Annotated in this window: 18 protein-coding genes and 2 tRNA genes; 10 read left to right on the top strand and 10 right to left on the bottom strand. The window is 59.5% G+C overall.

Annotated elements, in window-relative coordinates; all coding sequences use genetic code 11:
* Positions 1 to 31 precede the first annotated feature (31 nt).
* The gene (locus AAFH49_RS01890) at positions 32 to 1,276 is read left to right on the top strand and encodes a 3-phosphoshikimate 1-carboxyvinyltransferase (protein ID WP_342295566.1); all 1,245 of its coding nucleotides are present in this window, start codon (positions 32 to 34) and stop codon (positions 1,274 to 1,276) included.
* Here AAFH49_RS01890 and AAFH49_RS01885 read toward each other — a convergent pair.
* The 9 genes from AAFH49_RS01885 to AAFH49_RS01845 form a co-directional block, all read right to left on the bottom strand.
* Positions 1,260 to 2,069, bottom strand: coding sequence for an ABC transporter substrate-binding protein (locus tag AAFH49_RS01885; protein WP_342295565.1), 810 nt, complete (start codon positions 2,067 to 2,069; stop codon positions 1,260 to 1,262). The two genes, AAFH49_RS01890 and AAFH49_RS01885, sit on opposite strands and share 17 nt — an antisense overlap.
* A gap of 107 nt (positions 2,070 to 2,176) precedes the next feature.
* Positions 2,177 to 3,247 carry a M42 family metallopeptidase gene (locus AAFH49_RS01880; RefSeq protein WP_342295563.1) on the bottom strand — a complete coding sequence of 357 codons (1,071 nt, stop codon included), beginning with the start codon at positions 3,245 to 3,247 and terminating at the stop codon, positions 2,177 to 2,179.
* Between the two features lie 117 nt (positions 3,248 to 3,364).
* On the bottom strand, positions 3,365 to 4,933 hold the full coding sequence (locus AAFH49_RS01875; protein ID WP_342295561.1) for an acyl-CoA carboxylase subunit beta: 1,569 nt from the start codon (positions 4,931 to 4,933) through the stop codon (positions 3,365 to 3,367).
* Between the two features lie 186 nt (positions 4,934 to 5,119).
* Complete coding sequence (locus AAFH49_RS01870; protein WP_342295559.1) at positions 5,120 to 7,264, bottom strand: S9 family peptidase; 2,145 nt, start codon at positions 7,262 to 7,264, stop codon at positions 5,120 to 5,122.
* Between the two features lie 143 nt (positions 7,265 to 7,407).
* Complete coding sequence (locus AAFH49_RS01865; protein ID WP_342295557.1) at positions 7,408 to 10,017, bottom strand: ATP-dependent Clp protease ATP-binding subunit; 2,610 nt, start codon at positions 10,015 to 10,017, stop codon at positions 7,408 to 7,410.
* Between the two features lie 162 nt (positions 10,018 to 10,179).
* On the bottom strand, positions 10,180 to 10,851 hold the full coding sequence (locus tag AAFH49_RS01860) for a WbqC family protein (protein ID WP_342295556.1): 672 nt from the start codon (positions 10,849 to 10,851) through the stop codon (positions 10,180 to 10,182).
* Between the two features lie 96 nt (positions 10,852 to 10,947).
* The gene (locus AAFH49_RS01855; protein ID WP_342295554.1) at positions 10,948 to 12,132 is read right to left on the bottom strand and encodes an efflux RND transporter periplasmic adaptor subunit; all 1,185 of its coding nucleotides are present in this window, start codon (positions 12,130 to 12,132) and stop codon (positions 10,948 to 10,950) included.
* A gap of 55 nt (positions 12,133 to 12,187) precedes the next feature.
* Positions 12,188 to 16,636 carry a CusA/CzcA family heavy metal efflux RND transporter gene (locus AAFH49_RS01850; protein ID WP_342295552.1) on the bottom strand — a complete coding sequence of 1,483 codons (4,449 nt, stop codon included), beginning with the start codon at positions 16,634 to 16,636 and terminating at the stop codon, positions 12,188 to 12,190.
* 150 nt (positions 16,637 to 16,786) lie between these two features.
* Complete coding sequence (locus tag AAFH49_RS01845; RefSeq protein WP_342295551.1) at positions 16,787 to 17,203, bottom strand: hypothetical protein; 417 nt, start codon at positions 17,201 to 17,203, stop codon at positions 16,787 to 16,789.
* A gap of 172 nt (positions 17,204 to 17,375) precedes the next feature.
* On the opposite strand from AAFH49_RS01845, the gene AAFH49_RS01840 reads away from it, so the two are divergent.
* On the top strand, positions 17,376 to 18,245 hold the full coding sequence (locus AAFH49_RS01840) for a hypothetical protein (RefSeq protein WP_342295549.1): 870 nt from the start codon (positions 17,376 to 17,378) through the stop codon (positions 18,243 to 18,245).
* Between the two features lie 2 nt (positions 18,246 to 18,247).
* On the top strand, positions 18,248 to 19,162 hold the full coding sequence (locus AAFH49_RS01835; protein WP_342295547.1) for a lysophospholipid acyltransferase family protein: 915 nt from the start codon (positions 18,248 to 18,250) through the stop codon (positions 19,160 to 19,162).
* Between the two features lie 194 nt (positions 19,163 to 19,356).
* Here the strand turns inward: AAFH49_RS01835 and AAFH49_RS01830 are convergent, their stop codons facing one another.
* On the bottom strand, positions 19,357 to 19,989 hold the full coding sequence (locus tag AAFH49_RS01830) for an L-threonylcarbamoyladenylate synthase (protein WP_342295545.1): 633 nt from the start codon (positions 19,987 to 19,989) through the stop codon (positions 19,357 to 19,359).
* A gap of 205 nt (positions 19,990 to 20,194) precedes the next feature.
* Between AAFH49_RS01830 and mltG the strand changes: the two genes are divergently transcribed.
* The 7 genes from mltG to AAFH49_RS01795 all read left to right on the top strand — a co-directional run bounded on the left by mltG (position 20,195) and on the right by AAFH49_RS01795 (position 25,419).
* On the top strand, positions 20,195 to 21,277 hold the full coding sequence (mltG, locus tag AAFH49_RS01825; protein WP_342295543.1) for an endolytic transglycosylase MltG: 1,083 nt from the start codon (positions 20,195 to 20,197) through the stop codon (positions 21,275 to 21,277).
* A 145-nt stretch (positions 21,278 to 21,422) separates the two neighbouring features.
* On the top strand, positions 21,423 to 21,914 hold the full coding sequence (locus AAFH49_RS01820) for an acyl-CoA thioesterase (RefSeq protein ID WP_196287696.1): 492 nt from the start codon (positions 21,423 to 21,425) through the stop codon (positions 21,912 to 21,914).
* Positions 21,915 to 21,920: 6 nt separating this feature from the next.
* Positions 21,921 to 22,898 (top strand): YihY/virulence factor BrkB family protein, encoded by a 978-nt coding sequence (locus tag AAFH49_RS01815; RefSeq protein ID WP_342295540.1) that lies wholly within the window; start codon positions 21,921 to 21,923, stop codon positions 22,896 to 22,898.
* Between the two features lie 104 nt (positions 22,899 to 23,002).
* Positions 23,003 to 23,089 (top strand) — tRNA-Ser (locus tag AAFH49_RS01810).
* 75 nt (positions 23,090 to 23,164) lie between these two features.
* Positions 23,165 to 23,249 (top strand) — tRNA-Ser (locus AAFH49_RS01805).
* Between the two features lie 355 nt (positions 23,250 to 23,604).
* Positions 23,605 to 24,183 (top strand): RNA polymerase sigma factor, encoded by a 579-nt coding sequence (locus AAFH49_RS01800; protein ID WP_342295538.1) that lies wholly within the window; start codon positions 23,605 to 23,607, stop codon positions 24,181 to 24,183.
* A gap of 171 nt (positions 24,184 to 24,354) precedes the next feature.
* Positions 24,355 to 25,419 (top strand): FecR family protein, encoded by a 1,065-nt coding sequence (locus AAFH49_RS01795; protein WP_342295537.1) that lies wholly within the window; start codon positions 24,355 to 24,357, stop codon positions 25,417 to 25,419.
* Positions 25,420 to 25,470 lie beyond the last annotated feature (51 nt).

Raw genomic sequence — 25,470 nt, 5'->3', positions numbered from 1 at the left:
GGCGCAAGCTGAAGCATGCGCTACAAGTCATATGCAATTATCCTGGCCCGGCGGCCCGCTGCGCGGCACCGCCCAACTTCCAGCTTCCAAAAGCGAAGCCAACCGCGCCCTCATCCTCCAGGCTTTGGCCGGCGGCGGGACCCTTAGCAACCTCTCCGATGCCAATGACACCCAGCTAATGATGCGCCTACTGGCCGCCGCGCCCGGCACCGTCGAGCTGAGTGCCGAGGATGCCGGCACCGTCATGCGCTTTCTCACGGCCTACCTCGCTGTCACGAACTGGCGCGGCCGCCTCACCGGCACCGCCCGGATGCAGGAGCGGCCTATTAAGGTATTAGTCGATGCGCTGCGTCAGGCCGGGGCCAGCATCAATTACCTGAATAATGACGGCTACCCGCCGCTGGAAATCGCCGGCTTCACGGTAGCCGCCGAAACGACAGAGCCCATCGAATTATCCGTGCGCGGCGACATCAGCAGCCAGTACATTTCGGCCCTGTTAATGGTGGGACCACGCCTGCCCGGCGGCCTGCGCCTCACACTCACCGGCCACATCGGCTCACGGCCCTACATCAACATGACGGTGGCACTGATGCAGCGCTTCGGGGCCGATTACTCGGCCGAGGGCGATGTACTGACGGTGCGCCCCGGTGCGTATCAGCCTACCGATTACACGATTGAATCGGACTGGTCGGCAGCCAGCTATTGGTATTCATTCGTGGCGCTGGCCCCAGCCGGCTCTGAAATCACGTTGCCCGGCCTGCGCCGGGAGTCGCTACAAGGCGACCAGGCCATTGCTGGGATGATGAAGCAATTCGGGGTAGAAACCACTTTCCTGTCCGATGGCGTGCACCTGCGCCAGATTCCCCTCGCGCCCCAGACCGAAATCCAGACCCTGGATTTCACCGATTGCCCCGACCTAGCCCAGACCGTTGCCGTAGTGGCGGCCGCCCTGGCCCGTCCGGTGGACATGACCGGCCTCGAAAGCCTGCGTATCAAGGAAACCGACCGCATTGCGGCGCTGCAAACCGAGCTGGCCAAATTCGGCGGCGACCTGCGCGACTTGGGCGAAGGCCGTTTTCGGGCCGAATCGAGCGGATTTGCTGTCAACAATCAATCGGTGGCTACCTACCACGACCACCGCATGGCCATGGCCTTCGCGCCGCTGGCCATGCGCGGCCTCCTCGCTATTGAATCGCCCACCGTGGTGCGCAAGTCTTACCCACAATTCTGGAAGGAATTAGCAAAAAGCGGTTTTGCCGTTAGTGAAGCTGAGTGAAATAGGCCGCCGATTTCAGCAAGCGGCTGCCGTACCAGCTGAATAATTCGCCATCAACGATTTCAACTTTTGCGGTCGGGCATATTTGCTGAAATTCAGCCACATGCTTTTCCGCGAAAGGGTAGGGCTCCGACGATAGCAGGATGCGTTGTGGGGCTGTCGTGGCCAATTGCTCGGCGGTGATTTCCGGGTAGCGACTCAGCCCGGTGAAGGCATTGACGAAGCCCACCCGGCGCAGCATGTCATCGATAAAAGTGCCCGTGGTGGCTACCATGTAGGGTTTGCGCCAGATGAAGTAAGCTGCCGAAACAAGCGCCACTTCAGTAGCAGAAGCCGCAAAAGTTGCAAAAGAAGCTTCAATCTCATCAGCCAACACAGTAGCTTTTTCCTTCGCGCCAACGATGAAACCGACGCGCCGAATCATATCCAGTGCTTCCGTCAAATTGCTGATATCACTCAGCCAAACCGGGTATTGGTCGGCTAATTGCTCGATGCCGTCCTGATAATTCTCTTCCTTATTACCGATAATTAAATCGGGTTTCAACGCGGCTATTTTATCGAAATCGAAGTTTTTCGTGCCGCCAATAACTGTGGCTTGAGTGCGCGCTTCGGCTGGGTGAATGCAGAATTTAGTCACGCCCACCACCTTCTCGCCCAATCCTAAATCGAACAACAATTCCGTTTGCGAAGGCACTAGGGACACAATTCGCTGCGGTGGAAATGGCACCGCCACCCGCCGGCCCATCTGGTCGGTTACGTTGAGTGGGAGGGAGGGAATAAGGGGGAGTTCCATGAGAAAACGCTGGCCTGTCAAAGACGAAGGACCTTATTACGGTGAGGCAAGCTGCTCAGCCGTGATAAGGTCCTTCGTTGCACTCAGGATGACAATATGGAAAGAGCTTATTTGAAATACCGGAAATCGTGGCCATCCTCGATGCGCAGCAGCGTCTCGTAAATCAGGCGCGTCACGCTGTCCACGTCATCTTTATGCACGGTTTCTACCGTGGTGTGCATGTACTTGAGCGGCAGTGAAATCAGGGCTGAAGCCACGCCGGAGCCGGAGTAGGCGAAGGCATCCGTATCGGTGCCGGTGGCGCGGGTGGCAGCGGCGCGCTGGAAGGGAATATCAGCCTGTTTGGCCGTGTCGATGATGAGGTCGCGCAGGTTATTCTGCACGGCTGGGCCGTAGGTAATCACTGGGCCTTTGCCGCAGCTGATGTCGCCAGCCGTCTTTTTCTCATACATCGGCGACTGGCTGTCGTGCGTCACGTCCGTGATGATGGCCACGTCGGGGTTGATGCGGTGGGCCACCATTTCGGCCCCGCGCAGGCCAATTTCCTCCTGCACGGCATTCACGATGTAGAGGCCGAAGGGCAGCTTTTTGTTGTTCTCCTTCAGCATGCGGGCCACCTCGGCAATCATGAAGCCGCCCACGCGGTTGTCCAGCGCGCGGCCCACGTAAAATTTGTCGTTCAGCACCGTGAATTCGTCCTCGAACGTCACCACCGAGCCCACGTGGATGCCCATTTCGGCCACTTCGTCGGCACTGCTCGCGCCACAGTCCAGAAACACGGTTTCGATGGTCGGCGCCTTATCCTGCTCCACCTTGCGCACGTGGATGGCGGGCCAGCCGAAAATGCCCTTCACAATACCCTTTTCGCCGAAAATATTGACGCGCTTGCTGGGGGCTACCAGCGGGTCGGAGCCGCCGTTGCGGCGCAGGTAGAGGTAACCTTCCTTGGTGATGTAATTCACAAAGTAGGAAATCTCGTCGGCGTGAGCCTCGATAACGACTTTGTATTTCGCCTCGGGGTTAATTACGCCCACCACCGTGCCGTAGGTGTCCACGAAATACTCGTCGATGTAGGGCTTGAGGTACTCCAGCCACATCTGTTGGCCTTCTTTTTCGAAGCCGGTGGGGGAGGGGTTATTGAGATAGTTCTGGAGGAAGGTTAAGGATTCGGGACGCATGATGGAACTGTCATTCCGAACGCAGTGAGGAATCTGGATAGACTGCCTGCGTGTCGGAGGTTATTAAATGATTAGAATGACTCAGATTCCTCGCGGGGCTCGGAATGACAAGCAGATTTACAGCGGAATGTTGCCGTGCTTCTTACGTGGCATGGTGTCCACTTTGTTTTCCAGCATCTTGAAGGCGCGAATCAGCTTCTGGCGCGTCTGCGAGGGCAGAATCACCTCATCTACGAAGCCGCGGTGGGCGGCGCGGTAGGGCGTGGCGAATTTCTCCTGGTACTCGTCTACCTTCTCCTGGAGCTTGGCTTCGGGGTCGTCAGCTTTGGCGATTTCGCGCTTGAAGATGATTTCGGCCGCGCCTTTGGCACCCATCACCGCGATTTCGGCGGTGGGCCAGGCGTAGTTCATATCGGCCCCGATGTGCTTGGAGTTCATCACGTCATACGCGCCGCCGTAGGCCTTGCGGGTAATCACGGTGATGCGCGGCACGGTGGCTTCGCAGAAGGCGTAGAGCAGCTTGGCACCGTTGGTAATGATGCCACGCCACTCCTGGTCGGTGCCGGGCAGGAATCCGGGCACATCCTCCAGCACCAGCAACGGGATGTTGAACGCATCGCAGAAGCGCACGAAGCGGGCAGCTTTGGTGCTGGCATTAATGTCGAGCACGCCGGCCAGCACGGCCGGCTGGTTGCCCACAATGCCAATGCTGCGGCCTGCCAGCCGCGCAAAGCCGACCACGATATTCTCAGCAAAATTCTGGTGGACTTCGAGGAAGGAGTTGGCATCAATAATGCCCTCAATCACCTCGCGCATGTCGTAGGGCTGGTTGGCATTGTCGGGAATGAGGCGGTCCAGCACGGGACGGCTTTCGTCGCCGCTGGCCTCGTAGGGCTGGTGCGGGGCGGTTTCCTCGCAGTTCTGTGGCATGTAGCTCAGCAACTGCTTGATATGGTTGATGGCCACCACTTCATTAGCGCACGAGAAATGCGTTACGCCGCTTTTGGCCGAGTGGGTGCTGGCACCGCCAAGCTCTTCGCTGGTCACTTCCTCGTGGGTCACGGTCTTCACCACGTTGGGGCCGGTCACAAACATATAGCTCGTGTGCTCCACCATCAGAATAAAGTCTGTGATGGCAGGTGAGTACACCGCGCCGCCCGCGCACGGCCCCATGATGGCCGAGAGCTGTGGCACCACGCCCGAAGCCAGCGTATTCTTATAAAAGATGTCGGCGTAGCCACCGAGGCTCACCACGCCTTCCTGAATCCGGGCTCCGCCCGAGTCATTGAGGCCAATCACGGGCGCGCCGTTCTTCATGGCGAGGTCCATGATTTTCACAATTTTCTCGGCGTGCGTTTCGCTCAGCGAGCCACCGAAAACCGTGAAATCCTGCGAGAAAACGTATACCAACCGGCCGTTCACGGTGCCGTAGCCGGTTATCACGCCATCGCCGAGATAATGCTCCTTGTCAAGACCAAAATCCTTGGAGCGGTGCATCACAAACTTGCCGATTTCCTCGAAGGAACCTTCATCCATCAGCAAATCAACCCGTTCGCGGGCGGTGAGCTTGCCTTTTTTGTGTTGAGCGTCGATGCGGGCCTGGCCGCCCCCGAGGAGGGCTTCTTCGTTTTTGCGGGCCAGCAATTCGGTTTTGGAGAGATGGGCGTGAGCGTGCGGGTCGGGCATGAGCAGGGGTTAGCGCGCGGGTGGGATGGGTGCGCGGGAATAGGAGGCCAAAGGTAGAGGTTACGGGTAGATTACGGACGGCAGAGTTGGGATAGTTCTGTCATGCTGAACGCAGTGAAGCATCTGAGGAATGACGGTGGTAGGTCATTTCCCAGATGCTTCACTGCGCTCAGCATGACAAACACGCTACAAATTCTTGCCCAACAGCATCATCATAAACGCATACTGCCGCGCCGTGTCGTCAATCGACTTGAAGCGGCCTGAGGCTCCGCCGTGGCCGGCGGCCATGTCGGTGTGCAGCAGCAGCAGATTCTTGTCCGTTTTCATGGCGCGCATCTTAGCTACCCACTTGGCGGGCTCGAAATACTGCACCTGCGAGTCGTGCAAGCCGGTGGTGACGAGAATGTTGGGGTAAGCCTGGCGCTTCACGTTGTCATAAGGCGAATACGAAAGCATGTACTTGAAATATTCCTCCTCGGCGGGGTTGCCCCATTGGTCGTACTCGCTGGTGGTGAGTGGGATGCTGGGGTCCGACATCGTCGTGACCACATCCACGAATGGCACTGCGGCTATAACACCCTTGTAGAGGTCGGGGCGCATATTGAGCACCGCGCCCATGAGAAGGCCGCCGGCGCTGCCACCCATGGCAAATAGGGTAGCTGGGGAAGTAAATTGTTGTTTGACTTTGGCGCTGCCCACGGTGGCCTCGTGCGGCTTGGTCAGGTAATCGGAGCAGTCGATGAAATCATTGAAGCTGTTGATTTTGTGTAGCATCCGGCCGTCCTCAAACCACTGCCGGCCCATTTCCTGGCCCCCGCGAATGTTGCACAGCGCGTACACGAAGCCCCGGTTCAGCAAGCTCAGGCGGGCGGCGCTGAAAGTGGGGTCTTGCGAGAAGCCGTAGGAGCCATATGCGTATTGCAGCAGCGGCGCGCTCCCGTCCAGCTTCGTGCCCTTCTTGTACACGATAGACATGGGGATGAACTTGTTATCGCGCGATTTTACGAACACGCGCTCCGTCACATAGTCGAATTTGTTGTAGTTGCCCAGCACCGGCTGCTCCTTCAGTAGCGTGCTGGTGCGGGTGCCCATGTCGTACTCAAAAATGGACGGCGGCGTAGTGAGCGAGGTGTAGTTGTAGCGCAGCACCGGCGTGTCCATCTCCTTGTTCACCCCGATGGTGGCGGTGTAGGCCGGCTCCTCAAATTGAAGGTAGTGCTCCTGCTTGTCCTTCATGCTTACCACGCGCAGCTGGCGCAGGCCGCCCTTGCGCTCATTCAGCACGAGGAAATCCTTGAACAGCTCGAAGTTGTCGAGGAATATTTCGGGGTGACGGGTCAGGGCATCGGTCCAGGTGGTTTTGCCGGTGGTGGCCACGGGCGTGGTCATCAGGCGGTAGTTGGGGGCTTGCCAGTTGGTGCGGATGTAAAACTTATCGCCCAGATGCTCTACCTGATAAAGATGGTCTTTCTCGCGCCGCGCAAATACTTTGGGCTGCTCCGTGGGCGCACTGGCCTCCACGTAGCGGTACTCTGACGACAGCGAGCTGACCAGCTCAATGCCAATATATTTGCGTGATTTCGAGCGGTTCACGTGCACGTTGAACGTGTTGTCCCGCTCCTCATACACCAGCGCGTCGCCCTTGGGGTCGGTGCCCAGCACGTGCCGGTACACCTGGTAGGGCAGTAGCGTGGTCACGTTCTTTTTGGTGTAAAAAACCGTCTTGTTATCGGCCGCCCACACCACTTCGCCGCCGGTGTTGGCAATGCGCTCGGGGTAGTTTTTGCCGGTCGCGAGGTTCTTAAAGCGCAGCGTGTAGAGGCGGCGGCTCACGGTATCCACCGAAAAGGCGAGTAGCTGGTTGTTGTCGCTCACGGCCCAGTCGCCAATCTGGAAATAGGCCTGGCCGGTGCCCATTTCGTCGCCGTTCAGCAGGATTTCCTCCGGGTTGATGACGCTGCCCTTCTTGCGGCAATACACTGGGTATTCCGACGCAAACTCGTAGCGCGAATAATAGTAGTAGCCGTTGTCGCGGTACGGCTCCGACGAATCTTCCTGCTTGATGCGGTTTTTGATTTCCTGAGCCAGCTTCTTTTGGTTTTCTTTGGCCCCGGCCATTTGCTGGTCGTAGTAGCCGTTTTCCGCCTCCAGGTATTTGAGGACGGTCGGGTCAGTCGGCTGGTTCAGCCAGTAGTAATTGTCAGTCCGGGTGATGCCAAAATCAGTAAAAACCTTGGGCTTGATGGGAGCCACCGGGGCCGACTGTGCCATCGCGCCGCTGGTAATAGCCGCACCGGCCCCGGCGAGGGCCGCTCTTTGCAGAAAATTCATGAATAAGGGAGTAAGACTGCCAAAATCTCAACAATAATGGTCGAAATCAAGATGCAAGGTACTAGGCAGATAGCAAAAAAGGCCGGCTCCTTTTCAGGAACCGGCCTTTTTTAATAATCACAAGCTAAAGCAGATGTTGCTGCTTATTTCTTCGCGTCCGCGTCGGGCGCTTCCGGCGTTTCAGCCGGGCGCTCATCGCTGGCGAGGTTCTGGGCCTCGCCGCTCTTGCTCACGGCGAAGGTCAACTCCTCGGCACCTTCGGTATAGTCGGCCGTAATAACGTCGCCGTGCACAACCTGAGCTTTGAGGATTTCCTCAGCAATCGGGTCTTCGATATACTTCTGGATGGCGCGGTTCAGCGGACGGGCACCGTATTTAGGGTCGTAGCCTTTGTCAGCCACAAAGTCCTTAGCGGCTTCCGTCAGCTCGACACGGTAGCCGAGGGCCTGCACCCGCGAGAGGAGCTTGCTGAGGCTGATGTCGATGATTTTGTGGATGTCCTTTTTCTCCAGCGAGTTGAAGACGATAACGTCATCCAAACGGTTGAGGAATTCGGGCGAGAAGGTCTTCTTCAGGGCATTGGTGATGGTACCCTTGGTCAACTCATCCATATTCTCCTGACGGGCCTTAGTGCCAAAGCCGATGCCTGCGCCGAAGTCCTGCAAATCACGCGCCCCGATGTTCGAGGTCATGATGATGATGGTATTCCGGAAGTCCACCTTGCGGCCGAGGCCATCGGTCAGGATACCGTCGTCCAACACTTGCAGGAGCAGGTTGTACACGTCCGGGTGCGCCTTCTCAATCTCGTCGAGCAGGATAACCGAGTACGGCTTGCGACGGATTTTCTCCGTCAGCTGGCCGCCTTCTTCATAGCCCACGTAGCCGGGAGGCGCGCCAACCAGGCGCGATACGCTGAATTTCTCCATGTATTCCGACATGTCAACGCGCACCAGCGCATCTTCTTTGTCGAAGAGGTAGGTAGCCAATACTTTGGCTAATTCCGTCTTACCCACACCCGTCGGGCCGAGGAATACGAACGAGCCAATCGGCTTCTTGGGGTCCTTCAAGCCAACGCGGGTGCGCTGAATGGCTTTCACCAGCTGCTTGATGGCTTTTTCCTGTCCAATTACTTTGCCTTGCAGCTCCTCATTCATGTTGAGGAGTTTCTGGCTCTCGTTCTGGGCCACGCGCGAAACGGGGATGCCGGTCATCATGGCAATAACCTCGGCCACGTTCTCCTCTTTCACCGTGTAGCGCTTTTTCTTGGTTTCCTCTTCCCACGACTTTTTGGCCGTTTCGAGTTGGTCCAGAAGCTTCTTCTCGGTGTCGCGGAGCTTGGCGGCTTCCTCGTATTTCTGCGATTTCACCACGCGGTTTTTCTCGCCTTTGATGTTCTCAATCTGCTCTTCGAGCGTGAGAATGTCCTCGGGCACCACGATGTTGTTGATGTGCACGCGGGCACCGGCCTCATCAAGAATATCGATGGCCTTGTCCGGCAGGAAACGGTCGGACATATAACGGTCCGACAGCATCACGCACTGCTCAATTGCCTTATCAGTATAAACCACATGGTGGTGGTCCTGATACTTGTCCTTGATGTTGTGCAGGATTTCGATGGTTTCCTCGGGCGTGGTGGGGTCCACCATCACCATCTGGAAACGACGGGCCAAGGCACCATCTTTCTCGATGTACTGACGGTACTCGTCCAGTGTGGTGGCACCGATGCATTGAATCTCGCCGCGAGCCAAAGCTGGTTTGAACATATTCGAAGCATCCAGCGAGCCCGAAGCGCCGCCGGCACCCACGATGGTGTGCAGCTCGTCAATGAACAGGATTACGTCGGGCGACTTTTCCAGCTCGTTCATCACGGCCTTCATCCGCTCTTCGAACTGGCCACGATATTTCGTGCCAGCCACCAGCGACGCGAGGTCAAGCGTAACAACGCGCTTGTTGAAGAGCACGCGGCTTACTTTTTTCTGGATGATGCGCAGGGCGAGGCCTTCGGCGATGGCCGTTTTGCCTACACCGGGCTCACCGATGAGAATGGGATTGTTTTTCTTGCGCCGGCTCAAGATTTGGGCCACGCGCTCAATTTCTTTTTCGCGGCCCACGATGGGGTCGAGCTTGTCGTCCTCAGCCAATTTGGTGAGGTCGCGGCCAAAGTTATCGAGCACCGGGGTGCGCGATTTTTCGCCAGGCTTCTTGGCACCAGCGCCGGTGCCGGCACCACGCCCGCCGGGACCCGACGAGCCAAAGAGTTTGTCGTTGTCGTCGTCGTCCGTATCGGGCGTGCGGTTTTGCGGGGCCGCGCCGGCGTTACCGTGGTAATCCAGCGAGTCGCGCACAGTTTCGTAGTTCACGTTGAATTTGCTGAGAATTTGGGAAGATATGTTGTCTTCGTCCCGCAGGATGGACAACAGGAGGTGTTCGGTACCGATGATTTCGGATTTGAAGATTTTAGCCTCCAAATAGGTGATTTTCAACACCTTCTCGGTTTGCTTGGTAAGCGGAATCGAGCCGGTGATGCTGGTGCCCTGGGTGGCGGTGTTGCGGGTGGCTTGCTCCAATGAGAATTTCAGCTCATCGATGCTCACCCCCAGCTTGCGCAGCAGGCCAAGGGCGGTGCCTTCGGCCTCCCGAATCATACCAAGCAAAAGGTGCTCGGTACCAATATAGTCGTGGCCGAGACGGATGGCCTCTTCCCGACTGAGGGAAATAACCTCTTTGACGCGGTTTGAGAATTTAGCTTCCATGCCAATAAACGTAGTGAAAAATCAAATAAGCCCCGCGTCGGGCAAGTAACACGAATAACGGGTTGGGCCGATGTGACTTGAAAACAAGCCGGTTCGGGCGAAGGTTCGGACTAAATTTGCGGCCCGGCATTAATTAACCTAACGTCGGCCGAAATCTACGGGTTACTGCAAATAGCGGCCGGCAGCCGGGCCCTGCGAAAACAGCAGGTCCAGCACACTCAGGCCGGGCTCAAAACCTGGGCCAAACACCTGCGGATAGGGCCGCACTAGGGCAGAGGCTGCCGGAGTGTCAGGTTCGGGCGTTTTGGTAGCGGCTTTGGGTGTCAGCCAGTCGCGCCGGTCAGCGATAAGCTGGGTAGTAGCAAGAGCGGAATTCTCGGCAGAAGGTTGCGCGGGGTAGTGGGCGTGGTATTCGGTGGTGAGGTGTAGGGGCAGGGTGATGCGGAAACACCTCAACAGTAAACGTAAAAATTGCTGATTTAGGTCAAAAAGCAACGCAGGTTTACTTACGTAAATATCGCGCAGATAGTCGGCATAAAACTCAAAATAGGGGCTATTGCCGTAGGCGGTTTGCAGCGTGCGCCAGTGCCGGTGAATCCAGTTCTGGCGGTAGTCGATTTCGATTTCGGAAACGCTGACCTTTTCGGCCCGGTTGCCATCAATAACCGGCACGGTGAGCGGCTGCACGCCCTGCGCCGTGCGGATGAGGCAGCGGTTGCGAAAGGTTTGCTTGCGGTAGTGCTCGTGGGCTTCGAGCAGGATGCTGTCGGCGCGGAGCAGCTCGGCGAAGAGGGCAGCCGGCGGGTGGTAGTGGAGTTCGGTGAGGAGAATCATGGGCGGTAGAGACGCATATTTGCGTCTCGTCGTTGAACAAGGCGGGCAGAAATCGTGCGCTGATTCCGTTCAACGACGAGACGCAAATATGCGTCTCTACTCGTCGCCACCCTGGCCTTTGCTGCGCTCGGCATCGATAAAATAGGCTCCTTTGATAACCAAGTGCGTGGTATCGCTCAGCTTATCCAGCGGGCGCACGGCTACCTGGCCCTGGTCGGTGGCACCGGGGCGGAGGCTGAAGCGGCGGAAGGTGCTGCCTTTGGCATCAGATTTCACCTGATAATAAGCGTAGCTGACTTCGCCGCCGGGTACGAGGGCATCCTCTGGGAGCGTGCGCTGGGGCGTGCGGCCGGTGAGGATGCGGGCACTGACGTATTGGCCGGGTAGTAAGGCGGCGGTAGCGGCGGCATCGGGGCCGGTTTCGTGCAGGTGAGCGTGCACACTCACGGTGCGGCCGTCGTCGTCGAATGCTTTGCCGACGAGGAAGACGGTGGCGGGCAGCGGCTGGGCGCTGGCACCCTGGGCTGGCACGCGGAACAGGATGTCCTGACCAACTTTCACTTTGGCGATGTCGCGCTCGAAGACTTTTAATTCAAGATGCAGGTCGGAACGGTCGACGAGCTCAATGAGCACGTCCTGCGGGTTTACGAACTGGCCGGGGTTCACCAGCACGGCTTTCACGAAGCCGCCGATGGGCGCGATGAGCGGCACGCTGGGCTTAATGTTAGTGGCGGTGATGCGCTCGGGCTTCAGACCGATGAGGCGAAGCTGGGCGGCGAGGCTGCCGGCGGCGGCCTGCTCGGTGCGCAGCTCGGAGGTGGCTTGCTGGAGCTTGCGGCGCGCCCCTACGTCTTCGTCGTTGAGAACCTGCTGGCGGGCGGTTTCCTGTTTTAGGAATACGATGCGGGCCTGGCTTTGGAGATAATCCTGCTGGAGTTTGAGGTAATCGGGATTGCGGAGGGTGGCGAGTACGCTGCCCTGTAAAACGTGCTGGCCGGGCAGGATGGGGAGTTGCTGCACATAGCCGCCCATGATTGCCGTGACGGAGACCCGGTGGCTTGGCGGCACATCAATCTGGCCGGTGGCCTGCACTTCGGTGCCGAGGTCGCGCCGGGTGAAGGTGCCAAGCTCGATGCCAGCGGCCTGCATCTGGGCTTTGGAGAGGAAAACTTCGTTTGGAGCGCGAGGTGGGGACGTGGCGGGTTTATCGGCGGCGTTTTCGGCTTTGCTACCGCAGGCGATGAGGAAGGGGAGCAGGGCGATGTAGGGGAGGGATTTCATGAGATGTTTCGTGATATTTTTTGCCTTCGTATTTCGCAGTTTGCTGCACGACGGCTTATTGCGAATCTGCCCCGGCCAGGGACTGGATATTGGCCACCAGCTCATTGTACTGCCGGAGTTGCTCGAAATATGCTTCCTGAATCTGCCAAGCGGGCTGGGTGTTCACCACGTATTCCACGTACTCGATATCGCCGGCGCGGCGGCTTTTCTCGGCGGTGTCGAGGATAAGGCGGGCTTGTGGCAACCCGTAGTTCTCATAATAAAGCAGCGAAGCCTGGGCGCGGGCCAACTGCTGGCGTAGGGTGCTGAGCTGGGTGCCAAATTGCGTATTTGCATAGGCCAGCTGCACCTGGGCGGCTTCCTCGCCGATTTTGGCGGCAGCAATGCGGGCGCGCTGCGCGCCACCTATTAAAGGCACCGCGATACCGGCCTGCGCCACCTGGAAACTCTTTTCCTGATTGATGGTCTGGTTGAAGTAGCCGGCGCGCAGGTCGGGCAGGCGGCGGAGCTTTTCGAGCTTGGTTTGCTGCTGGCTGAGGGTGAGCTGCTGCTGATAGAGCGCCAGCGTGGGGTTGGTGGCGGGCGTAAGGGTGGCCGTATCGGCGGGCAGCAGCACGGCGCGGGGGCTGGCGGTGGTGTCGATGCTGGCCAGCCCGGGCTGGCCCAGCAGCAGGGCCAACTGGCGACGCTGCACCAGCAGCTCGGAACGGAGGGTGGCGAGGCGGTTTTGCAGCTCGCGGGCGCGGGCTTCGGCCGAAACCTGCTCCAGGCGGTTGGTTTCGCCCACCTGGTAGCGGATGCGGGCGGCGCGGGCGGCGCGCTGGTAGAGGCTGTCCTGCCGACGCAGCAGCGCCACAAGGCGGTAAGTCACCAATAGATTATAGTAGCCCGAACGGATGCTGCGGGCCAGCTCGCGGCGCTGGGCGCGGGCGCGGATGGTGCCGGCCTCGGCCGTGGTTTGCAGCACCTGACGCTGTGCCCCATATACGGTGGGGAAGGCCGACTGCTGCAGCACGTTGAAACTGTGGTCGGCCAGCGGGCCGGAAATCTGGCCGTATTGGTAGTCGAACACCAAGCGCGGCAGGTCGTAGCCGGTGCGGGTGAGGGCCTGTTGCTGCTGAGCCTGCAAGGTGGCGGCCTGCACCAGCGGGCTTTGGGCTAGGCCGGTGCTCAGGGCCTGCGAGATACTGAGTGGGGTATCCGTAGGGGCCTTTTGGGCATGGGCAGTGGCAGGCAGCAGAGCAGTTAGGGCTACCAGTAGGAAAGCTACTGTTGAAGCACCTGCCACTCCAGAATCTTTAGCGTCTGAGTTGCCCAACTTTGAGGCTTCGCCGGTTTCGGCCTTGACTTTCGCCTCTTTAGCTTCTTCGGCGGCTACTTCGGGGCTGGGCTCGTCATCATCCACGAAGAAGGTGTAGAGCACCGGTAGCACCACCAGTGTGAGCAGCGTGGCGGTAATCAGTCCACCGATAACCACGGTGGCCAGCGGCTTCTGCACTTCCGCGCCGGCCGAATTTGACAAGGCCATTGGCAGGAAGCCCAGCGAGGCCACCGAAGCCGTGAGCAGCACCGGCCGGAATCGCTCCTCCGTAGCACGCAGCACCCGCTCGCGGATTTTGCACACGCCGGCCGTGGCCAGCTCATTTAGACTGGCAACCAGCACAATGCCGTTCAAAACGGCTACGCCGAACAGCGCGATAAAGCCCACGCCCGCCGAAATGCTGAATGGCATCCCCCGGATTCCCAGCGCCAGCACGCCGCCGATGGCCGCCAGCGGAATGCCCGTGAAAATCAGCAGCGCCTCCTTCACCGAGCGGAAGGCCAGGAACAACAGCATGAAAATCAGTACCAACGACACCGGTACGGCGATGGCTAGCCGGGCCTTGGCGTGGTTCAGGTTTTCGAACTGGCCGCCGTAGGTGATGCTGTAGCCGGGCGGCAGGCGCAGGCCGGTTTTCAGCTTGCCCTGAATATCCTGCACGAGGCTTTGCACGTCGCGGCCGCGCACGTTCACGCCAATATTGACGCGGCGGCGGGCATCGTCCCGGGAGATTTGAGCCGGGGCGGGTTTCAGGGCTACGGTGGCCACTTCGCTGAGGGGAATCTGGTTGCCGTCGGGCAGCGAGACGAGGAGTTGGTTGAGGTCGTCGGGGCCGCGGCGGTGCAGCGAGTCAAGACGTAGCACGAGGTCGAAGCGGCGCTCGCCTTCGTACACTTGTCCGGTGGTCTGGCCTGCGAAAGCGGTTTGCAGCAGCGTGTTGAGGTCCGTCACGCGCAGGCCATACTGGGCCAGCTTGGCGCGGTCGTACATCACGCGCAACTGCGGCAGGCCAATAATCTGCTCCACTTTAATGTCGCCCACACCCTGTAGCGGGCGGATGAGGACGGCGGCCTCATCGGCCTTGGCTTTGAGCACGTCGAGGTCGTCGCCGTAAATCTTCACCGATACATCCGACTTCACGCCCGAAATCAGCTCGTTAAACCGCATCTGGATGGGCTGCTGGAACTCCAGGCTCACGCCGGGCACGCCGGCCAGGGCAGCTTGCATCTTATTGGCCAGCTCCTCGCGGGTGCTGGCGCTGGTCCATTCGGCGTGGTCTTTCAGGATAATCATCTGGTCGGAATCTTCCAGCGACATGGGGTCGGTGGGGATTTCCGAGGTGCCGATTTTGCCCACTACTTGCAGCACTTCCGGGAATTTGCTCTTCAGGATGCGCTGAATCCGGCTTGTGAGCAGGATGCTTTCGTCCAAAGAAGAGCCCGGGGCCAATGTCACGTTCATGGCAAAGTCGCCCTCATCGAGCTGCGGAATGAACTCGCCACCGAGCCGCGAAAACACGAAGCCACCCAGCGCCAGCAGCCCCACGGCCACGCCTACCACCAGCCAGCGCGCGCCCAGCGCCGCCCGAATAATGGGGTCGTACAGCTTGTGCAGAAAGCCCACAATGCGGTCGGCCAGGTTAGGCTTTTCGCTGATATTCTTCTTTAGCGCCCAGGCCGTGACGGCCGGCACGTAGGTCAGACACATAATCATGGCTCCCAGAATGGCGAAGCTCACCGTAAGGGCCATGGGCCGGAACATCTTGCCCTCCACGCCGGTGAGTGAGAGGATGGGCAGGTACACAATCAGGATGATGAGCTGGCCGAACAGGGCCGATTTCATGAGCCGGTTGGTCACGCCTTCGGTGATGTCGTCCATGGTTTCGTGGGCGGCTTTGAGACGCTCGTGTAGCAGGTGGGCGATGACGGCCTCCACGATAATCACGGCGCCATCCACGATGAGTCCGAAGTCCAACGCGCCCAGACTCATGAGGTTAGCCGATACGCCGAAGGTCCGCATCATGCCCAGCGCGAAGAGCATGCACAGCGGAATCATGCCCGCCACCACCAGCCCGGCCCGTAGATTGCCGAGTAGTAGGAGCAGTACGACTACCACGATAATGCCGCCTTCAATCAGGTTTTTAACTACCGTGTGAATGGCCTTGTCCACCAGCTTGGTGCGGTCGAGAAACGGGTCGATTTCCAGGCCTTCGGGCATTGATTGCTGGATTTCGGCCACCCGCGCCTTCACGTTTTTGATAGTGGCTTCCGAAGATGCGCCTTTCAGCATGAGCACCACGCCGCCCACGGTTTCGCCGAGGCCGTCGCGGTCCATGGCGCCGTAGCGCACGGCGTGGCCGAAACGCACGGCCGCCACATCGCGCACCAGCAGCGGCGCGCCGCCCTGGCCGGGCCGGGCCATAGGTTTTACTACGATGTTGCCGATGTCCTGCAGCGAGGTGGCCCGGCCCTCGCCCCGGATGAAAAACGCGCGCGGGCCGCGCTCCAGGTAGCTGCCGCCGGCGTTGCCGTTGTTGGCCTGCAGGGCTTCGTAAAGCTCGGCCATGCTCACGCCCGCACCGGCCAGGCGGGTGGGGTCCACGCTCACCTCGTACTCGCGCACGTAGCCACCGAAGCTGCTCACATCCACTACGCCATTCACACCGGCCAGACGGCGCTTCACCAGCCAGTCCTGAATTTCGCGCAGCTCGGCAAGGCCGTACTGCTTCTCGTAGCCCTTTTTGACTTTGATGGTGTACTGATAAATCTCGCCCAGGCCGGTGGTGATAGGAGCCATACCCGGCGCGCCCAGGCCCTGGCCGAGGTCGGCTTCGGCCACCTTCAGCTTCTCGGCCACCAGCTGGCGGGTGTGGTAGGTGTCCACGTCTTCCTCAAACACCACGGTAATCACCGACAGTCCGAAGCGGGAAATGGACCGGATTTCCGTCACGCCCGGGATGGTGCGCAACTGCAGTTCGAGCGGTACGGTGATGAGCTGCTCGACTTCCTGTGCGGCCAGCGCGGGACTTTGGGTGATGACCTGAACCTGGTTGTTGGTGACGTCCGGAATGGCGTCGAGTGGCAGGCTGGCGGCCGAAAATCCGCCCCAGGCAATGAGGCCCGCCAGCATCAAACCCACCAGCAGCTTGTTGCGGATGCTGAAATTAATAATCGCCGAAATCATACGAATACGGTGCAATGCGGCCCGGCCCGAACGCGGCCAAAAGCCGGCCCGGGGAGGCGCTAATAATCCAATAAGAGAGGGGAGGGGCCGGAGTTTGGGTACCGGGGCCAGTTTAGGCGCGGGCACACTGCGTCCGGGGGCGCGGGTGGGTTAGGCTCGGGGCGGCTGGCCCAGCGAGGTGCTGAAGCTGAAGGCGTAGCGCGGCGCAATGGCGGCACGGTACGTCGGCACAACAGCCGTTTCGGGCCGGGCCACGAATACCAGTCGCGTGACTGGTGCCACCACAAAACTGAGCGTGACGCAGCCGTGGTGGCAGCGCAGAGGCAGGTTGTGGTGGTCTTGCTGGTGGCGCGGCGAGAGGGTGCAGCCAGCGTAGTGCTTGGTGCCCGCCCCGTAGTGCTCGGCGATGAACTGGCCAAAATTCAGCCCACCGCCCGCTGCCGAATGGTGGTATTCGTAGTGCTCGACCAGCTGCGGCAGCTTGGCCAGCTCGCCCAGGTCATTCTCGGGCACGAAGCTGCCCAGCAGCATCAGTATTCCCAGAAAGAAGGCCAGCGGTGCGCGCATATCAGGAGAGAAACGAACGGGCGGGGCGAAAGTTTGTGACGACCGGCGAATTTAATGAATCTTGTGCCGGTCAGGTGGCTTTCGGCCCGCAAAGAACGGCACGGTTCTGCATATGCCCGTAACCTGACAACAACGGATAATCCGTCCTTTTCTCCCGCCGTACTTTTGCCCTATGCGCTACCTCCTCACCTTACTCGCCACTTTCGCCACGCTGGCTGCCCAGGCTGGCCCGCCGCAATTGCTGCTCGACGTGGCTCGCTTTCGCAACCTCAATAAGGTGGAGAAGGGCGCCGAAGTGGAAATTTACGTGACCGTGCCCACGCAGTCGCTGCAGTACCGGCAGCGCGCGCCCAAGGCGTTCCAGTCGTCGGCCCTCGTCACGCTTGATATCCTGAAAGCCGACGGCACTTCGGCCTACCACGAAGTCATCACCCTGAAGCCACCGGTGCTTACCGACACCACCATTGCCATCAAAAACCCACAGAGCTTCCTCAAGCGCATCCTGCTGCCTGATGGCAAATACACCCTGCGCGGCACCGTAAAGGACCAATACCGCAGCGCGGGCGGCGAAACCACCGTAGAAAAACCGCTGGTACTGGAAGCGCCCGCCGGCCCATTTCTATCGGATGTGGTGCTGCTTTCGCGACCCGCCGCTAAAAGTGGGGGCGACGATAATTTTGCCCGGGGCGGCTACCGGCTCACCCGCGCCCCCGGCGGCAGCTACGGTCGTGGAGCGGACAATGTATTCTTCTACACTGAATTGCACAACGCCCCCGTGGGCCAGGCCCTGCGCGTGCATTACCACCTCACTACCCCCGACGGCTCGGCTGCCGACGCCGACGCCACCCTCACGCCCCAGAGCGGCCGCCCCACCAGCATTGCCGGGCAGCTGCCTATGGGGCCCTTGCCCGATGGCCCGTTCACGCTGTTCGTAGAAGTGTACGGCGGCCCCGGCAATAAGAAACTGATAGCCGGCCACCGCGCCATCGGCGAGCACTCCGCCGCCGAATACGCGCCCGCCGGCGCTGCCGTGCCCCGCTAAGCATGGCCACTAAAGGAACCATCGCCACCACCGGCCGGCCCTACGCCTGGTACTTCGAGCCGCTGTGGTGGCTGCTGCTGGGCTTGGCGCATCTGCCGCTGACGGTACTTTATTTATTCGCCGAAGTAATTTATTTCCTGCTGGCCTACGTGGTGCGTTACCGCTGGCGCGTGGTCACGGAGAACCTGCGCAATTCGTTCCCGGAGAAAACGCCGGCTGAAATCGAGCGCACCGGCAAGGCGTTCTACCGGCATTTTGCCCAGGTGGTGGTCGAGATTCTGAAGCTGGCCGCCATTTCACCGGAAGAATTGGGCCGGCGAATGCGCTTCACCAACCCGGAGCTGATGACGCGCCACTTCGCCGAAAACCGGCTGGTGCTTTCGCTGGGCTCGCACATGGGCAACTGGGAGTGGATTCTAAACGGCGCGGCGCTGGAATTTCCCGGCCGGGCCGCCGGGGTCTACAAGCCACTCAACAACCTGTTTTTTGAAACCCTGATGCGCCGCTTGCGCACCCGCTTCGGGGCCGATGCCGTGCCCATGCTGGCCACGCTACGCTACCTGGTGGCTCACCGGGGCGAGGGCCGCACCCTCAGCCTGCTCACCGACCAGGCCGCCGGCCCCGAAGACCGGCCCTACTGGACCCAATTCCTCAATCAGGACACCAGCTTTTACACCAGCGCCGACCGCCTAGCCGTGCAACTCGATTGCGCCGTGCTCTACGTGGGCATCCGCCGCGTACGGCGCGGCTACTATGAAGTCACCTTCACCGAGCTGCCCGACGGCCGGGCCGCGAAAGGCGCGCCCGCCGGCACATTTCCCATTACCGAAGCCTTCGCCCGGCAACTGGAAACGGATATGCGCGCCTCGCCCGAGCAGTATTTGTGGACTCATAGGAGGTGGAAGCACAAGCGGTAGGATTCGCCTGTCATTGCGAGGTCGCAGGCCGTGGCAATCCGTACTATCTATGCGACCAAGTTTGAGTTGTGACGAAGCCTTTTCACTAATAGAAAGCCCCGACACTGCGAAGTGCCGGGGCTTTCTGGTAAAAGGAGGTGTCTGGGTTTAAGAGGACGGATTGCCACGGCCTGCGGCCTCGCAATGACAGGTGATTACAAATACTGCTCAATATCGCCGGCACCCTGACGCACCAACTCAAACTCGTCATTCGTGCAGTCGATGATGGTGCTGGGGACGTTGCCGCCAAAGCCGCCATCAATCACGAGGTCTACCAGCAGGCGGTATTTCTCGAAAATCAGGTCCGGGTCGGTCACGTACTCGTCGATGGTGTTTTCGTCCTCGCGCACCGAGGTGCTCACGATTGGATTACCCAATTCCTTCACCAGCTGGCGGATAATCTGGTTATCCGGCACGCGGATACCCACGGTTTTGCGCTTGGTGCCGCCGAAGCGGGGGGCGTTGGCGCTAGCTTCGAAAAGGAAAGTGAACGGGCCGGGCAGGGCTTTTTTGATGACCTTGTACGTCTCCGTGGTGATGCCGTGGGCGTAGTCGGAAATGTGCGACAGGTCGTAGCAGATGAAGCTCAGGTTGGCCTTTTCGGGGAAGAGCTTTTTGATGCGGCAGACTTTTTCTACGGCTTTCGCATTGGTTACATCGCAACCGATGCCATAGACGGTATCGGTGGGGTAAATAATGACTCCCCCCTTGCGCAATACGTCAACGGCTTGCTGAATGCGGCTCTGCGGCGGATTGTCGGGGTGGATGCGGAGAAGGGTGGCGGGCATGGATACGGCTGATGGTTAATAAATTAGAGACGTAATGCGGTGGCGCGGCGGCCACGGCCTTCGGCGGCGGGCAACCCACCGGGCCAAAGGCGCGGGCAAGGTACTACGCCCGGCCGAAACGAAACAACTGAAACGCCGTCCGCGCCTTACGGTTGCCGCCCTTCGTACTTTTGGCGCCGCTCCCCCGATTCCCTTCTCAACTCCCATGTCCCAACCCGCCAAAAAGTCGGCCATCGAATACCGCGACCAAGCCCTGAAACGCCGCCGTCGCTGGGCCACCGTTAGCGTCGTTTTCACGCTCGCGCTGGTCTGTTTCTCCTATTATTTCTACCAGGTGTTCTTCACCGCTAACATCGAAACCAAGGGCAAACCGACCTACGTCATCGTGCATCGCGGCGACGACTGGCAGGCAGCCCTGAAAACCATCGACGCCACCGGAGTAGTCGTTGATAAGCTCTCGCTGCACTTCGTGGCCAAGCTGATGAAGTACCCCGAGCACGTGAAGCCCGGTCGCTACGAGCTGAAAGATGGCTTCACCAACCGCCAGCTCATCAACGTGTTGAAAGCCGGTATCCAGTCGCCGCTCAAGCTCACCTTCACCAACGTGCGCCTGCGCCGTGAGCTGGCCGACAAGCTCTCGACCCAGATTGATGCCAAGCCCGCCACCATCGACTCGCTGTTGGCCAGCCCCAGCTACACCCGCAGCCTGGGTTTTGACACCACCACGGTGCTCAGCATGTTCATCCCGAACACCTACGAGTTGTACTGGAACACCTCCGCCACCAACCTCATGCAGCGCATGAAAAAGGAGTACGAGAAATTCTGGACCCCCGCCCGCGATGCCGAGCGCGAAAAGCTTCACCTCACCCGCGCCCAGGTGAGCACCCTAGCCAGCATCGTGGAAGCCGAGCAGCAGCAGCACGCCGATGAGCGCCCCCGCATCGCCGGCGTGTACCTCAATCGTCTCAAGCGCGGCATGAAGCTGCAAGCTGACCCGACAGTAGTCTACGCCAACCGCGACTTCACCATCAAGCGCGTACTCAACGTGCACCTGCAAAAGGACTCGCCCTACAATACCTACAAGTACGCCGGCCTGCCGCCCGGCCCCATCAACCTGCCCAGCATCGCCAGCATCGACGCCGTGCTGAAGCCGGAGAGCAACAACTACCTATACTTCTGCGCCAAGGAGGATTTCAGCGGCTACCACGCCTTTGCTACGAATGAAACGGAGCATATTGCCAATGCGCGGCGTTATCAAGCGGCTTTAAATAGAGCTGGTATTAAGTAATCGGCTGTCATCTAAGCGTCTGTCATCCTGAGCGGAGCGAAGGACCTTATCACATCAGCGCTTCTTGTAGATTACTGCAAATCGTTCATCGGTGATAAGGTCCTTCGCTCCGCTCAGGATGACAAAACGTATATAATCATACCATATGTACACCTCCGACATCCAAATCCGCGTGCGCTACGCCGAAACCGACCAGATGGGCTACGTCTATCACGGCAACTACGCGGCGTATTTTGAAGTGGCCCGCACCGAGGCATTCCGCAAGCTCGGCATCAGCTACAAAGAGCTGGAGGCCGACGGCGTGGGCATGCCGGTAGGGGAGCTGCGCACCCGTTTCCGCCGCCCTGCCCGCTACGACGACCTGCTGACCGTGCGCCTGCTGCTGCGCCAGCCGCCCGAAGGCACGCGGGTGCTGTTCGAGTATGAGATTTACAACGAAGCCCAGGAACTGCTGACCGAAGGTCACACGCTCATGGTGTTCGTGAAAACCACTACCGGCCGGCCCGTACCCATCCCCGAAAGCATCCAGCAGCAGCTGGCCCCGTATTTTAGCGAAGACGACTTGGAAAGCCCGGTGCTGCCCAAGCCCGGCGCGATTCTGCCCGATGCGCCCGCGCCGGCCGCATTCCGGAAATAACCCGCCATGAAAGCCCCCGCCGCCATCCGCCGTGCCCGCTTCCCCGATGTGCGCCAGCAACGGCCGTACCGGCGGGCCATTGTGGGCCTGAAGCGGCTGCGGCTGCCCGGCGGCCACGCCTCGCTCTACGACGTGCTCGACCGCATTCTGCACGAGCTGCGGCTCGACTCGCTGGAAAAGCGCGCCGCCTACATGGCCTTCAACCTCACGGTGGCCCTGTTCCCGACCATCATTTTCCTGTTCACGCTCATTCCGTACATCCCCGTGCCGAACCTGAACGTGGACATCCTCCAGTTCCTGGCCGATTTCATGCCCCGCGAGCTGTACGCGGCCACGGCCAGCACCATCGAGGACATAGTGAACATCCCGCACGGCGGCCTGCTCTCCTTCGGTTTCGGCACGGCCCTGGTGCTCAGCTCCAACGGCATCATGGCCCTGCTCGATGCCTTTGAGAAGAAATACCCGTGGTTCAAGCACCGCAGCTACCTACGGAAGCGCATGATTGCCACCGGTCTGACCTTTGTGCTGGCGCTGATATTGCTGCTGTCCATCGCGGGCATTTTCTTCGGCACTTACCTCATTGATGGGCTGGTGTTCTATGAAATCGTGCCCGAGCGGTTCACCGATTTGGTGCTCACGCTCATCCGCTACGGCTCGCTGCTGGGGCTGTTTCTGAGCACCACCTGCGTGATTTATTACTTCGTGCCGCCCGTGCATGATAAGTGGCCGCTGGTGTCGGCCGGGGCTATTGTGGCCACGCTGCTCATTTTTTTGGTGTCGTTTCTCTTCACGCTCTACGTCCGAATTTTTGATTCCTACAACCATTTCTACGGCTCTATCGGGGCGCTGGTAGGCTTCATGGTCTGGCTCGAATTTGTGTGTATGACCCTGATTATCGGGTTCGAAGTGAACGTGAGCATGGACGCCGTGACCGGCCGCCGCCGCCAGATGCTGCAGGAGCAGCTGGCGGCCAAAGCCCCGTAGGGGAGGACCAAGATTGGCCGCTCGAAAAAAAATATCTGCTCAGAGGCTGCACCGTAGCAGATTCCTTTTTACTTTTGCACTCCCCAATCACTCGGGGGCCTTATAGAGAGGTGGCAGAGTGGTCGAATGCGACGGTTTCGAAAACCGTTATACCGGCAACGGTATCGGGGGTTCGAATCCCCCCTTCTCTACAAAAAGGCTTTTTCTGCGCTGGAAAAAGCCTTTTTTTTGTTTTGCCAACCACAGCGCACCAGAGTAATTGACCCAGAGAGCTGGCAGAGTGGTCGATTGCGGCGGTCTTGAAAACCGCTGACTGTAACAGGTCCGGGGGTTCGAATCCCTCGCTCTCTACACCGTGAAAAACCCCGTTTCCAGATTGGAAATGGGGTTTTTGCTTTTCCAGGGCGCAGGGTAGGGGCAATAGGAGTCCAAAGTCAATAGGCATGTGTGGGCCCGCCGCCTTGGCAGTTCCACCGCCAACATTGCTTTATCCGGATTTATAAAGAAGCCGTATGGCTGATTGCATCGCGTGCTTTACCGGGAAGGCCATTCCGAGGCATATTTCCAACGTAACCGGTAAAGTGCTGGGTAGATTGTCCCTTGGACTTGTATAGTTGTAGCGATACGAAATAATTACCCCCACCTTAGCACATATTTTAGAGGGGCTTGCATTTCTGAACAAGTGCTAGCCATTTCCTTGCCGACTATGACAGAAGAGAATAGCGCGGAGCTTTGGAATGCCTTTCGGGGGGGAGAGGCCCGCGCCCTGGCTATTTTGTTCGAGAACTACTATGACGCCTTGTATAACTACGGGCTGAAGCTGACCGGCGACGAGGACTTGGTGAAGGACTGTATCCAGAACCTGTTCCAAAAGCTGTGGCGGCGGCGGGAGGGGCTGCGGGCCGTGCAGGTGGTGAAGGCTTACCTGTTTAAAGCCCTGCGCCGGCACCTTGGCGATGAAACCAAGATGCTGCGGCAGCACCGCCACCTGCTGCCCACCTACACCGATTCGTTCGAGGTGACGTACTCGCACGAGGAATTCCTGATTGCCCAGCAGGGCGACGCCGAGCAGAGTGCCCGGCTGCTGGCGGCCCTCAACCAACTCTCGAAGCGGCAGCGGGAGGCGCTTTATCTGAAGTTTTTTGATGGGTTTACTTACGAGCGCATCGCGGAGGTGATGTCACTCAATATTCAATCAGTAAGAAATCTGATTTTCAATGCTTTGCAGGTTTTGCGCAAGGTGCTTGTAATGGCGATGGTGCTGCTTTTCAAGCTGGCGGGTTAGCCAAATTGGCTCCGAAATGGCAATGATTTTGGCGGAGTCAAAAAAAAGTTTTGGCCGACATGAGTATAAACGGCCGCTTCGGCCGTGATGGAGATGAATGGGGCTGCCAGCGACTACCCGCCCGGCAGCAAAACGTGGCACTGTGCCGCTGCCCCTTTCTGCCATCTGCTTATGAAATACGCCGCTTACTCGACCGAGGATTTTTTGGCTGATGAGTCGTTCCAATCGTTTGTGGTTGGGGACGACGCTGAGGCTGTGCAGTTTTGGCGCGACTGGATTATTCAGAACCCCGCCAAGCAGGCCGAGTTTGAAGAAGCCGTAGCGCTGTTGCAACTGCTGGCCACCCGCCAGCCGCAGCCCCTGCCCGAGGCCCTGAAACAGCAAGAAGCCGCCAAGTTGTGGCACGCCATGCACCCGCCGCTGGTGCCCCGTGCCCAGCCGGCCCTGCGCGTAGGCCGGCGCGCCCGGCGTTGGGCCAGCGCAGCCGTGGCGGCCCTGGTGCTGGGTTTTGCGGGCGTGGGCTTGTGGCAGCACGCCACACCTACCGTCTCGGCCTGGACCAGCTACACCACCCACACCGGTGAGCACCGCACGGTGACCCTGCCCGACGGCTCCCGCGTGACGCTGAATGCCAACTCGACGCTGAAACTGGCCACCACCTGGCAGCCGGGCCACGCCCGTGAAGTGTGGCTGGCGGGCGAAGCCTTTTTTGCTGTGCGCCACACTGCACCGGTGCAGCTGAAAGCCGTGGCTGCCGCCCCGGCCAATGTGAAATTCACGGTGCACGCCGGGCCGCTTGATGTGGCCGTGCTGGGCACGCAGTTCGACGTGCTGAACCGGCCGGGCCGGACCAAAGTGGTGCTGAAATCGGGGCAGGTGCAGTTGCGGCACCAGCATGCCGGCCGCACCGAAGTGCTGCTGATGAAGCCCGGCGAGCTGGTGGAATACCGCCCCGCCGCCCCGCAGGCCCCTCTGGCCAAGCGGGTGGTGAACCCCACGCTATACGCGGCCTGGACCACCGGCCACCTCGATTTCAACGACACGCCGGTGGCCGAAATCATCACGCTGCTTGAGGACACTTATGGCCTCGAAATCACGGTGGGCAACCCGGCCCTGCGCCAGCAGAAGCTGACCGGCTCGGTGCCCAACCAGGATGTGGATATGCTTTTGAATGCTTTCAGCAAGTCGTTGGATGTGAGTGTGCGCCGCGAGGGCAACCACGTCTGGCTCGACTGATTTTGCGGTTTTCCGCTTTTGCCCTAGTACTACTCTCCGCCCTTAGAATTC

Source organism: Hymenobacter segetis (assembly GCF_038448715.1).
Taxonomy (GTDB): Bacteria; Bacteroidota; Bacteroidia; order Cytophagales; family Hymenobacteraceae; genus Hymenobacter; species Hymenobacter segetis.
The sequence above is the reverse complement of the archived record's forward strand: the minus strand, read 5'-3'. Positions and strand labels throughout refer to the sequence as shown.

Excerpts from the sequence above, each read along its gene's own strand:
- AAFH49_RS01890 (WP_342295566.1), top strand. The coding sequence starts at position 32 with ATGCAATTATCCTGGCCCGGCGGCCCGCTGCGCGGCACCGCCCAACTT.
- AAFH49_RS01885 (WP_342295565.1), bottom strand. The coding sequence starts at position 2,069 with ATGGAACTCCCCCTTATTCCCTCCCTCCCACTCAACGTAACCGACCAG.
- AAFH49_RS01880 (WP_342295563.1), bottom strand. The coding sequence starts at position 3,247 with ATGCGTCCCGAATCCTTAACCTTCCTCCAGAACTATCTCAATAACCCC.
- AAFH49_RS01875 (WP_342295561.1), bottom strand. The coding sequence starts at position 4,933 with ATGCCCGACCCGCACGCTCACGCCCATCTCTCCAAAACCGAATTGCTG.
- AAFH49_RS01870 (WP_342295559.1), bottom strand. The coding sequence starts at position 7,264 with ATGAATTTTCTGCAAAGAGCGGCCCTCGCCGGGGCCGGTGCGGCTATT.
- AAFH49_RS01865 (WP_342295557.1), bottom strand. The coding sequence starts at position 10,017 with ATGGAAGCTAAATTCTCAAACCGCGTCAAAGAGGTTATTTCCCTCAGT.
- AAFH49_RS01860 (WP_342295556.1), bottom strand. The coding sequence starts at position 10,851 with ATGATTCTCCTCACCGAACTCCACTACCACCCGCCGGCTGCCCTCTTC.
- AAFH49_RS01855 (WP_342295554.1), bottom strand. The coding sequence starts at position 12,132 with ATGAAATCCCTCCCCTACATCGCCCTGCTCCCCTTCCTCATCGCCTGC.
- AAFH49_RS01850 (WP_342295552.1), bottom strand. The coding sequence starts at position 16,636 with ATGATTTCGGCGATTATTAATTTCAGCATCCGCAACAAGCTGCTGGTG.
- AAFH49_RS01845 (WP_342295551.1), bottom strand. The coding sequence starts at position 17,203 with ATGCGCGCACCGCTGGCCTTCTTTCTGGGAATACTGATGCTGCTGGGC.
- AAFH49_RS01840 (WP_342295549.1), top strand. The coding sequence starts at position 17,376 with ATGCGCTACCTCCTCACCTTACTCGCCACTTTCGCCACGCTGGCTGCC.
- AAFH49_RS01835 (WP_342295547.1), top strand. The coding sequence starts at position 18,248 with ATGGCCACTAAAGGAACCATCGCCACCACCGGCCGGCCCTACGCCTGG.
- AAFH49_RS01830 (WP_342295545.1), bottom strand. The coding sequence starts at position 19,989 with ATGCCCGCCACCCTTCTCCGCATCCACCCCGACAATCCGCCGCAGAGC.
- mltG (WP_342295543.1), top strand. The coding sequence starts at position 20,195 with ATGTCCCAACCCGCCAAAAAGTCGGCCATCGAATACCGCGACCAAGCC.
- AAFH49_RS01820 (WP_196287696.1), top strand. The coding sequence starts at position 21,423 with ATGTACACCTCCGACATCCAAATCCGCGTGCGCTACGCCGAAACCGAC.
- AAFH49_RS01815 (WP_342295540.1), top strand. The coding sequence starts at position 21,921 with ATGAAAGCCCCCGCCGCCATCCGCCGTGCCCGCTTCCCCGATGTGCGC.
- AAFH49_RS01800 (WP_342295538.1), top strand. The coding sequence starts at position 23,605 with ATGACAGAAGAGAATAGCGCGGAGCTTTGGAATGCCTTTCGGGGGGGA.
- AAFH49_RS01795 (WP_342295537.1), top strand. The coding sequence starts at position 24,355 with ATGAAATACGCCGCTTACTCGACCGAGGATTTTTTGGCTGATGAGTCG.